The organism is Streptomyces sudanensis (genome assembly GCF_023614315.1).
Classification (GTDB): Bacteria; Actinomycetota; Actinomycetes; order Streptomycetales; family Streptomycetaceae; genus Streptomyces; species Streptomyces sudanensis.
The window spans coordinates 1,269,940-1,279,672 of the sequence record NZ_CP095474.1 but is presented as its reverse complement, the minus strand read 5'-3'; the positions used below and the strand labels follow the sequence as shown (position 1 = coordinate 1,279,672).

The window sequence follows — 9,733 nt, the reverse complement described above, 5'->3', positions numbered from 1 at the left end:
CACCACGCCGTCGGCGGTCGCCCCGCCGCCCCTCCGGCCCACGTCCGGTGTCGTCACGCCGACCCCGAGCGGGGTGCGCGGAGGTCTGGGCGGCGCCTCCTCTTCCGGTCCCGACGGCCGGCAGATCGGCCTCGGCGTCGGGCTCGTCGCGGCGGCCGGGCTCGTCGGCGGCTACGTGTACAGGCGGCGCGTGCGCGCTTGAGGCGCATGGGCGCCCTGAAGCCCGGGAGCGTCTCGAAGCGAACGGGCGCCCCGAAGCGAGTGGGTGCCACGAAGCGGGCGGATGGCCGGGCCGGGGCTTCGGGGACGGGTGGACGGCCAGGAGACGGCGGCCGGTTCGCCGCACGCCGCCCGGCGCCCCCGCCGCCGACCGGGGGGCCGGGGAGGGGCGCCGACCGGGCGTCGGCAAAGGCACCGGCGGGGCGGGCGTAGCGTGAGGGCATGACTGCGTACGGATCCTTCCCCGGGGCGCGGCCGCGTCGGCTGCGCACCACGCCCACCATGCGGCGGATGGTCGCGGAGACCCGCCTGCACCCCGCCGACCTGGTCCTGCCCGCCTTCGTTCGGGAGGGCGTCACCGAGCCGGTGCCGATCCGGGCCATGCCGGGGGTCGTGCAGCACACGCGCGACACCCTGCGGAAGGCCGCGGTGGAGGCCGTCGAGGCGGGCCTGTCGGGGATCATGCTGTTCGGCGTGCCGGAGGAGGCCAAGAAGGACGCGGCGGGCACGGCCGGGACCGACCCCGACGGCATCCTCCAGGTCGCCATTCGGGACGTGCGGGCCGAGGTCGGCGACGAGCTGGTGATCATGTCCGACTTGTGCCTCGACGAGTACACCGACCACGGGCACTGCGGCGTCCTCGACGCCGAGGGCCGCGTCGACAACGACGCCACGCTGGAGCGGTACGCCGAGATGGCGCAGGTCCAGGCCGACGCGGGCGTCCACGTGGTCGGCCCCAGCGGCATGATGGACGGCCAGGTCGGTGTGGTGCGGGAGGCGCTGGACACGATCGGCAAGGAGGACGTGTCGATCCTGGCGTACACCGCCAAGTACGCCTCCGCCTTCTACGGCCCGTTCCGCGAGGCCGTCGGCTCCTCCCTGCGCGGCGACCGCAAGACGTACCAGCAGGACTCCGCGAACGTCCGCGAGTCGATGCGGGAGCTGGCGCTCGACCTGGACGAGGGCGCCGACATGGTGATGGTGAAGCCCGCGGGCCCGTACCTGGACGTCCTGGCGAGGGTCGCGGACGCGGTGGACGTGCCGGTCGCGGCGTACCAGATCAGCGGCGAGTACGCGATGGTCGAGGCCGCGGCGGAGAAGGGCTGGATCGAGCGGGAGAAGGCGATCCTGGAGTCCCTGACCGGCATCAGGCGGGCGGGCGCGCAGATCGTCCTCACGTACTGGGCGACCGAGGTCGCGCGGTGGCTGCGCCGGTGAGGGCTGAGCCGGTGAGATCCGGGCCGGTGAGGTCCGGGTCTGCGGAGGCCGGGCTGGTGGCTCCGGGGCGGTGATTCCGGGGCGGTGACTCCGGGTCGGTGGGGTGCGGGCCGGTGGGGTGCGGTCCGGTGGGGGCGGCCGACGGTGCCGGGGTCGGTGGCACCGGTCCGGTGCGGTCCGATGCGGTCCGATGCGATGTGGTCCGGCCCGGAGGGGCGGAGTGCGGCCGGGCGGAGCACCCTGGAAGAAAAGGCACGGGAGGTGTTCCGGATGCACACGCTGGTCGGATGGCACGTCGACATGGAGTTCCAGGAGGACGGCGACCGGACCAGGGCCGCCGCGCTCGTGCGGCTCGGGGACGGGACCGAGGTGAGGGGGCACGGACAGGCCCAGCGCCACCCGTCCGACCCCGGGCAGCTGAGGGTCGGCGAGGAGATCGCGGGCGCACGCGCGCTGATGGACATCGGCACGCAGCTCCTGCAGAAGGCCCACGTGGAGATCGACGAGGTGAAGGGGAAGCCTTCGCACCCGTTGGTCTGAGACCCCGCCCGGCCCCGTCGCGGGGTCCGGGCGCAGGCCCGAGGGGGCGGCGTCGTCGGACGCCGCCCCCTCGGGTGTCACCGCCCGCCTCCGGTTCGGCGGGCGGTGACGGCCGGTCATGCCTCCGGACCGGCGGGTGGCGCCTCCTGGGCCGGAGGCGTACCGGTCGGAGGGCCCGCTCGGAAACCGTCAGGAGCCGTCAAAAGCCGAGGGCGTCGTCCAGCGAGGACTGCCAGTACGTCACGGCCGCGTCGTCGGTCTTGTACGTGCCCGCGGGGAGCTTCACCGTGACGGGCGAGCCGACCGAGCCGGAGGCGTCGCGCGAGGAGAACAGGACGGTGAGCCGCTTGGTGAACCGTCCGTTGGCCTCCTCCGGCGCCCGCTCGCCGCTCAGCAGGACCGCGGCGTAGGCGGACTCGCCGGGGGCCAGGGTGACCACGGCCTGCGGGTGGCTCTCCTCCATGAGCTGCGGGGTCGCCTGCTCGTCGTCGAAGCGCAGGAGCGGGGCGCCGTACGCGAGGCAGGTGCGGGAGCCGGTGTTGGTGGCGGTGATCAGCAGGTGGTTGATCGGACGGGTCGGGCGGACGACGCTCACCCTGGTGTTGTCGCCGGTGCAGGTGGCGAAGGAGGACGCGCCGGACGTGCCCTTGGGGGCGGAGGAGACGGGGGTGACCTTGCCGCCGCCGGTGGTTCCGGTGGTGCCGGTGGTGCCGGTGGTGCTCTTGTGGCCGGTGCTGCTGTTCTTGCCGGCGCTGCTCCCGCTCGTGGTGCCCTCGGCGTCGGTACCGGTGCCGGTACCGGTCTCGGTACCGGTCTCGGTCGTGCCGTTGCCGGTGCCGGAGTTCCGGCCGTCGCCGGTGCCGCTCCCCGTACCGGCGGGGGAGGCGGACTCCGCCGGCGCCCCGGGGGCGGAGGTCGCGGAGGAGGCCGGCTCGGTCGCCGGGGCGGCGCCGAGGCCGCGGTCGTTCTGGCAGGCGGTGAGCGAGAGCGCGGCCAGGAGGGCGGTCGCGGCGGCGGTGGTGGTGCGGGTGCGGAAGGTGCGCATGATGGTTCGTACTCCCCGTTGGTGGTGTGCTCAGTGACGGTTGATCAGTGCGATGGCGATCACCGTGCAGACGATCAGGACGACGACCGCACAGGCGTCGGCGAGGTGGAGGCGGCTGGGTGACCGCATCGGTGCTCCTGTCTCCGGTGTGCTGGACACACCGTGCCGGGCGGCGTGATTTCAGGGCAATCGGCACGGGACAATGGGGAACGCTGGAATGCTGGAACGTCTCTGACCTGCGGTTTCGTCGGGTGCCTGGAACGCGTTCCTGGAACGGTGCGATGAGGGGGAGGTCAGGTGGGGACCGGGATGGAAGGCTTCGCGGAGACGTTGCGGGGGCTCAAGGAGCGCTCCGGACTCAGCTACGGCGCGCTCGCCAAGCGGGCGCACATGAGTACGTCGACGCTGCATCGCTACTGCAACGGCGACGCCGTGCCGACGGAGTTCGCCCCCCTGGAGCGGCTCGCGCGGCTGTGCGGGGCGTCCCGGGACGAGATGGTGGCGCTGCACCGGCGCTGGATCGTCGCCGACGAGGCCCGGCGCCGCGGACGGGCGGCCTCACCGGAGGCGCCGGTGTCCGGTGGGCGGAGGGGAACCGGTTCGAAACACCCGGCGGCACCGCCGACACGCGAGGGCGAGGAGGCGCAGGCGACACAGGAGGCGGAATCCGTACGGGAGGAGGAGCTCCCGGGCGGAGCGCCCCGGGCACACCGCCGACCGGAAAGCCGGCCGGGAGGCCAATCGGAGGGCCGGTCGGAGGGCCGGCCGGGAGGCCAATCGGAGGGCTGGCTGGAGGAGCGGCCGGCAGAGCGAACGGGAGAGTGGCCGGCAGAGGGAACGGGGGAGTGGCCGGCGGACCTGGCCCCACCACTCGCGTCCGCGACCCCGTCCGCACCGTCCGCCTCGGTCTCACCGTCCGAACCGCCCGCACCGTCCGCCTCGGTCTCACCGTCCGAACCGCCCGTGCCTTCCGTATCGGAGGTCCCGGCCGAACCGACCGGACCTTCCGCATCGGAGGTTCCGCCCGTACCGACCGCACCCTCGGTTCTTCCCGTACCGACCGCACCCTCGGTATCGACTGCACCTTCTGTACCTCTCGCATCCGCCGCACCAGCCGGTTTCCCGGACCGGCCCACCGCCGCGACCGGACCCGCCCCGGCGCCCGGCGCGGAGGGCGGCGGCTCGGCTCCGGCGACCGGGGCGCCCGGTGGCCCCAGCCGCGCGCCGGGCGAGGAAACCGCGGACGGCCCCGCCCCGGTATCGGGTACGGGGACCGCCGACGGCTCCGTCCCCGCGCCGGGTACGGGGACCGCCGGGGGGCCCGACCCCGTGGCCGTCATCGCGCCCGCAGCCGCCCGGTCCGCCGTCGCCGCCCGGTCCCGGCGGGTCCGCCTCGCCACCGCGGCGGCGGCCGTCGTCCTGGCGACCTCCGCCGCGTTCGCCGTGGCGATGAGCCGGGGCACACCGAAGGCCACCGTCGACGCGGACGGCGGACGGCGCACCTCGGCCGTCCAGCCCCTCCTGCCCGCGGGGCCCACCGGTGGGAGCGCCTCCGCCACAGTCTCGGCGCCCCCCACCCCGTCCGCCACTCCCACCCNNCNTNCCCNNATAGCCCNCNNCGTNNGCCCCGAGTTGTGGCCCGCCCACCGCCACCGCCACCGCTGCGGCCACCGCCACCGCCGCGCCGTCCGGGGCCGGGCGCCCGCGCGGGGCCGCACCGGTCCGGCGTGACGGCGTTCCACCGCTCACCGTCGACGTGCGCCCGTACGTCTGGCGCGACGCGTGCAGTCAGATGTACGTGGTGAACCGGCCGTCCGGCCAGGTGCCGCCACCGCCCTTCGTGCAGGACGCGCGCGGCTGGGTCCGCGCGCTGGGCGGCGTGGCGGGCGGGGACGCGCTGATGGAGGTCTCCGTGCAGGCCACGGGCGAGGAGACGGTGGTGCTCCACGGGCTGCACGTACGGATGGTGGAGCGGGGCGAGCCGCTGCCGTGGAACGCGTACGTCATGGGCGTGGGCTGCGGCGGCGAGATGAGACTCGCCAGCTTCGACGTCAACCTCGACGCGGCGCGCCCGCGCGCCGTGCCCGTCGCGGGGCTCCAGGGCGACAGGGAGATCCCGGCGAGCGACTTCCCGTACAAGGTGTCCCGGAACGACCCCCAGATGCTGCGGGTCACGGCGCACACCCTCGGGCACTTCGTGCGCTGGTACCTGGAACTGGAGTGGAGCAGCGAGGGGCGCCGGGGGACGCTGCTGATCGACGACCGCGGCCGGCCCTTCGCGACGAGCGCGGTCACGGGGCGGCCGGCCTTCGCCTACCCGCTGGGCGGCAGTGAGTGGATCCCGCACGGGGAGGACGAGGGCTGACGCCGCGCCGCCCGGTCACCGAACCGCCTCGCCCGGCCGCCGAGCAGTCCGCTGACTGAGCCGCGCCGCCCGGTCACCGAACCGCCTCGCCCGGCCGCCGAGCAGCCTGCTGACTGAGCCGCGCCGCCCGGTCACCGAACCGCCTCGCCCGGCCGCCGAGCAGCCTGCTGACTGAGCCGCGCCGCCCGGTCACCGAACCGCCCCACCCGGCCGCCGAGCAGCCTGCTGACTGAGCCGCGCCGCCCGGTCACCGAACCGCCCCACCCGGCCGCCGAGCAGTCCGCTGACCGAGCCGTGCCCCGGCCGCCGCGCATGCGGATGCGGCGGCCGGGCGCGGGTCAGAGGCGCTCGGGCGTCCGGATGCCCATCAGGTCCATGCCCTGGTGGAGCGTGCGCGCGGTCAGGTCGCACAGGAACAGGCGGTTCTCGACCTGCTCCGGCGTCGGCGCCTTCAGGACCGGGCACTCCGCGTAGAACGTCGTGTACAGCGACGCGAGCTGGTACAGGTACGCGGCGAGCTTGTGCGGCTCGTACGACGCGGCCACCTCGGCGAGCACCTCGCCGAACTGGTCCAGGTGCAGGCCGAGCGCCCGCTCCACCGGGGCGAGCTCCAGCTCGGGGTGCGCGGCCGGCCGCGCGTCGCCCGCCTTGCGGACGATCGACCGGATGCGCGCGTACGCGTACTGGAGGTACACCGAGGTGTCGCCGTTGAGCGAGACCATCTGGTCCAGGTCGAACTTGTAGTCGCGGGCCGCGGACGTCGACAGGTCCGCGTACTTGATCGCGCCGATGCCGACCTGGGCGCCGCGCTCGGCGATCTCCTCCTCGGTGAGCCGCTCGCCCTCGGGAAGCCCCTCGGACTTCTCCCGGACGACCGCCGAGGCGCGCTCCACCGCCTCGTCCAGCAGGTCCACGAGCCGGACCGTCTCGCCCTCACGGGTCTTGAACGGCTTGCCGTCCTTGCCGAGGACCGTGCCGAACGCCAGCTGCACGGCCTTCACGTCGTCGCCGAGCCAGCCCGCGCGGCGCGCCGTCTCGAAGACCATCTTGAAGTGCAGCGACTGCCGGGCGTCCACCACATACACCAGGGTGTCCGCGCCGAGGTTCCCCACCCGGTCGCGGATGGCGGACAGGTCCGTCGCCGCGTAGCCGTAGCCGCCGTTCGACTTGCGGACGATCAGCGGGACCGGCTGGCCGTCGGGGCCCTTCACGTCGTCGAAGAACACGCACAGCGCGCCCTCCGAGCGGACCGCGACCCCCGACTCCTCCAGGAGCCGGCACGTCTCGTCCAGCATGTCGTTGTAACCCGACTCGCCGACCACGTCCGGGTCGCGGATCTCCATGTCCAGCTTGTCGAAGACCGAGTGGAAGTAGATCTTCGACTCGTCGACGAAGCGCTGCCACAGCCGCAGGGTCTCCGGGTCGCCGGACTGCAGCAGGACGACCCGGTCGCGGGAGCGCGCCTTGAACTCCTCGTCCGAGTCGAACAGGGCGCGGGACGCCTTGTAGAGCCGGTTCAGGTTCGACATGGCCTCCTCGCCGGAAGCCTGCGTGTCGTCCGTGTCCGCCCTGTGGTCCAGCTCGTGCGGGTGCTCGATCAGATACTGGATCAGCATGCCGAACTGGGTGCCCCAGTCGCCGATGTGGTGGCGCCGGACCACCTTCTCGCCGGTGAACTCCAGGATCCGCACCATCGCGTCGCCGATGACGGCGGACCGCAGGTGGCCGACGTGCATCTCCTTCGCCACGTTCGGCTGGGCGTAGTCGATGACGGTGGTGCCCGGCTTCTCCGCGTGCGGCACGCCGAGGCGGTCGTCGGCGGCGCGGGCCGCCAGCGTCTCCACGATGGCCCGGTCGCCGAGCGTGATGTTGAGGAAGCCGGGACCGGAGACCTCGAGGTCCCTCAGCACCTCGTCCGAGGGGAGCGCGTCGACGACCTTCGCCGCCAGCTCGCGCGGGTTGCCCTTGAGCTTCTTCGCGAGCGCCAGGATGCCGTTGGCCTGGAAGTCGGCCCGGTCGCTTCGTCGCAGCAGCGGGTCGGCGGAACCGGCCTCCGGCAGGGCTGCCGAGAGGGCGTCCGCGAGGCGCTGCTGCACGGTCGAAGCGAGGGAAGGGACCGAGGCCATGAGCTTCCGTTCCTGTGTCGGGGTCTTGTGCGGGGTCTTGCGGTGCGTCCGTGGGGCGCTTTTCCGGTTGCCCGTGAGGGCGCTTTTCCGGTTGCCAAGTGTCCCACGGTCGAGCAGCCTCTCTCCCACGGTTTCCCCGCCCTGTGGACAACCTCCGGCCGGTGGACGGCCCCGCCCTGTGGACAACCTCCGGCCCGGTCGTCCCGTCTGGGAGAATGACCCGAGGGCGGTGCCGCCCCGGACCAGCCCTTCGAAACCCGCACAGAACACACCAAGGACGTGCCGATCGTGGCTCAGAGCAGCACCGAGACCGACTGGGTCTCCCGTTTCGCGGACGAGGTCATCGCCGAGTCGGAGCGACGTGCGCCTGGCAAACCGGTCGTCGTCGCCTCCGGCCTCTCCCCGTCCGGCCCCATCCACCTCGGCAACCTCCGCGAGGTGATGACCCCGCACCTGGTGGCCGACGAGATCCGCCGCCGCGGGCACGAGGTCCGGCACCTGATCTCCTGGGACGACTACGACCGCTACCGCAAGGTCCCGGCCGGCGTCCCCGGGGTCGACGACTCCTGGGCCGAGCACATCGGCAAGCCGCTGACGTCCGTCCCCGCCCCCGCCGGCTCCCCGTACGGGAGCTGGGCGGAGCACTTCAAGACCGCCATGGCCGAGTCGCTCGCCGAGCTGGGCGTCGAGTTCGACGGCATCAGCCAGACGGAGCAGTACACGTCCGGGGCCTACCGCGCCCAGATCCTGCACGCCATGAGGCACCGCGCGCAGATCGACGCCATCCTCGACCGGTACCGGACGAAGGACAAGGCCACCGGCGGGCCCAAGGCCAAGGCGCAGCAGAAGCCGGCCGACGAGGCCGAGCTGGCGGCGGCGGAGGGCTCCGGCGCGGCCGGGGAGGATGACGGCTCGGGCGGCGCCGGCGGGTACTACCCGTACAAGCCCTACTGCGGCCGCTGCGAGCGGGACCTCACGACCGTCACCTCGTACGACGACGACACGACGGAGCTGGCGTACGCCTGCGCGTGCGGCTTCTCCGAGACCGTCCTGCTGAGCGGGTTCGACCGCGGCAAGCTGGTCTGGAAGGTCGACTGGCCGATGCGCTGGGCGTACGAGGGCGTGATCTTCGAGCCCAGCGGCGTCGACCACTCGTCGCCCGGCTCGTCCTTCGTGGTCGGCGGCCAGATCGTCCGCGAGGTCTTCGACGGCGTCCAGCCGATCGGCCCGATGTACGCCTTCGTCGGCATCTCCGGCATGGCGAAGATGTCCTCCTCCAAGGGCGGCGTCCCCACCCCGGCGGACGCGCTGAAGATCATGGAGGCGCCGCTGCTGCGCTGGCTGTACGCGCGCCGCAGGCCGAACCAGGCGTTCAAGATCGCGTTCGACCAGGAGATCCAGCGGCTCTACGACGAGTGGGACAGGCTGGAGGCGAAGGTCGCGGACGGCACGGCGCTTCCGGCCGACGCCGCCGCGCACTCGCGGGCGGTGCGCACGGCCTCCCGTGAGCTGCCGCGCACGCCGCGACCGCTGCCGTACCGGACGCTCGCCTCGGTCGTGGACATCACGGCCGGGCACGACGAGCAGACCCTGCGCATCCTCGGCGAGCTGGACCCGGCGAACCCGCTGTCGTCGCTGGACGAGGTGCGGCCGCGACTGGACCGCGCGGAGAACTGGATCACCACGCAGGTCCCGGCCGAGGCCCGCACGGTCGTGCGCGACGAGCCGGACACGGAGCTGCTGGGCTCCCTCGACGAGCAGGGCCGCGAGTCGCTGCGGCTCCTCCTGGAGCGCCTGGACGACCACTGGTCGCTGGACGGTCTGACGACGCTCGTCTACGGCGTGCCGAAGATCATGGCGGGGCTGGAGCCGGAGGCGAAGCCGACACCGGAGCTGAAGACCGCCCAGCGCGACTTCTTCGCCCTGCTGTACCGCCTGCTGGTCGGCCGGGACACGGGCCCCCGCCTCCCGACGCTGCTCCTGGCGGTCGGCGCGGAGCGCGTCCGCAAGCTCCTGGGCGCGTGACGCGCGTGACGCGGGGGGCGCGGGGGGCGTGCCGCCCCGGCTGACACGTGGAGGGCCCCACCTCGCGGACCTTGGGCCTTTGGGTTCTCGGGTTCAAGGGGTGGGGCCCTCCGGCGTCGCCGCACCGCCCGGACGGCCCTCCGACGTCGCGCGCCGGGGCGGGTGGGCGAGCAGCCGGTTCGATCAGGGTCGGGG

7 protein-coding genes and 1 pseudogene are annotated in these 9,733 nt (G+C 73.7%); 6 read left to right on the top strand and 2 right to left on the bottom strand.

Annotated features, from left to right (window positions below; all coding sequences use genetic code 11):
* From MW084_RS05830 to MW084_RS05820, 3 genes and pseudogenes are all read left to right on the top strand, one after another.
* Nucleotides 1-202: pseudogene (locus tag MW084_RS05830) on the top strand (excalibur calcium-binding protein); the annotation flags it as partial.
* A 239-nt stretch (nucleotides 203-441) separates the two neighbouring features.
* On the top strand, nucleotides 442-1,437 hold the full coding sequence (gene hemB / locus MW084_RS05825; RefSeq protein WP_029553420.1) for a porphobilinogen synthase: 996 nt from the start codon (nucleotides 442-444) through the stop codon (nucleotides 1,435-1,437).
* 270 nt (nucleotides 1,438-1,707) lie between these two features.
* Nucleotides 1,708-1,977 carry a DUF1876 domain-containing protein gene (locus MW084_RS05820; RefSeq protein ID WP_029553419.1) on the top strand — a complete coding sequence of 90 codons (270 nt, stop codon included), beginning with the start codon at nucleotides 1,708-1,710 and terminating at the stop codon, nucleotides 1,975-1,977.
* A gap of 199 nt (nucleotides 1,978-2,176) precedes the next feature.
* Here the strand turns inward: MW084_RS05820 and MW084_RS05815 are convergent, their stop codons facing one another.
* The gene (locus tag MW084_RS05815; RefSeq protein ID WP_010469926.1) at nucleotides 2,177-3,022 is read right to left on the bottom strand and encodes a DUF4232 domain-containing protein; all 846 of its coding nucleotides are present in this window, start codon (nucleotides 3,020-3,022) and stop codon (nucleotides 2,177-2,179) included.
* 309 nt (nucleotides 3,023-3,331) lie between these two features.
* Here MW084_RS05815 and MW084_RS05810 point away from each other — a divergent pair.
* Nucleotides 3,332-4,619: helix-turn-helix domain-containing protein (locus tag MW084_RS05810; RefSeq protein WP_275563801.1), on the top strand; the 1,288-nt coding region annotated here is incomplete at its 3' end.
* Nucleotides 4,620-4,778: 159 nt separating this feature from the next.
* Nucleotides 4,779-5,387, top strand: coding sequence for a hypothetical protein (locus MW084_RS05805; RefSeq protein ID WP_275563500.1), 609 nt, complete (start codon nucleotides 4,779-4,781; stop codon nucleotides 5,385-5,387).
* Between the two features lie 338 nt (nucleotides 5,388-5,725).
* Here MW084_RS05805 and argS read toward each other — a convergent pair whose 3' ends face one another.
* Nucleotides 5,726-7,513: an arginine--tRNA ligase gene (argS, locus tag MW084_RS05800; RefSeq protein WP_010472664.1), complete on the bottom strand. Its 1,788-nt coding sequence runs from the start codon at nucleotides 7,511-7,513 to the stop codon at nucleotides 5,726-5,728.
* 279 nt (nucleotides 7,514-7,792) lie between these two features.
* Here argS and lysS point away from each other — a divergent pair, with 279 nt between their 5' ends.
* Complete coding sequence (lysS, locus tag MW084_RS05795; RefSeq protein ID WP_010472666.1) at nucleotides 7,793-9,538, top strand: lysine--tRNA ligase; 1,746 nt, start codon at nucleotides 7,793-7,795, stop codon at nucleotides 9,536-9,538.
* Nucleotides 9,539-9,733: the final 195 nt, after the last annotated feature.

Excerpts from the sequence above, each read along its gene's own strand:
- hemB (WP_029553420.1), top strand. The coding sequence starts at position 442 with ATGACTGCGTACGGATCCTTCCCCGGGGCGCGGCCGCGTCGGCTGCGC.
- MW084_RS05820 (WP_029553419.1), top strand. The coding sequence starts at position 1,708 with ATGCACACGCTGGTCGGATGGCACGTCGACATGGAGTTCCAGGAGGAC.
- MW084_RS05815 (WP_010469926.1), bottom strand. The coding sequence starts at position 3,022 with ATGCGCACCTTCCGCACCCGCACCACCACCGCCGCCGCGACCGCCCTC.
- argS (WP_010472664.1), bottom strand. The coding sequence starts at position 7,513 with ATGGCCTCGGTCCCTTCCCTCGCTTCGACCGTGCAGCAGCGCCTCGCG.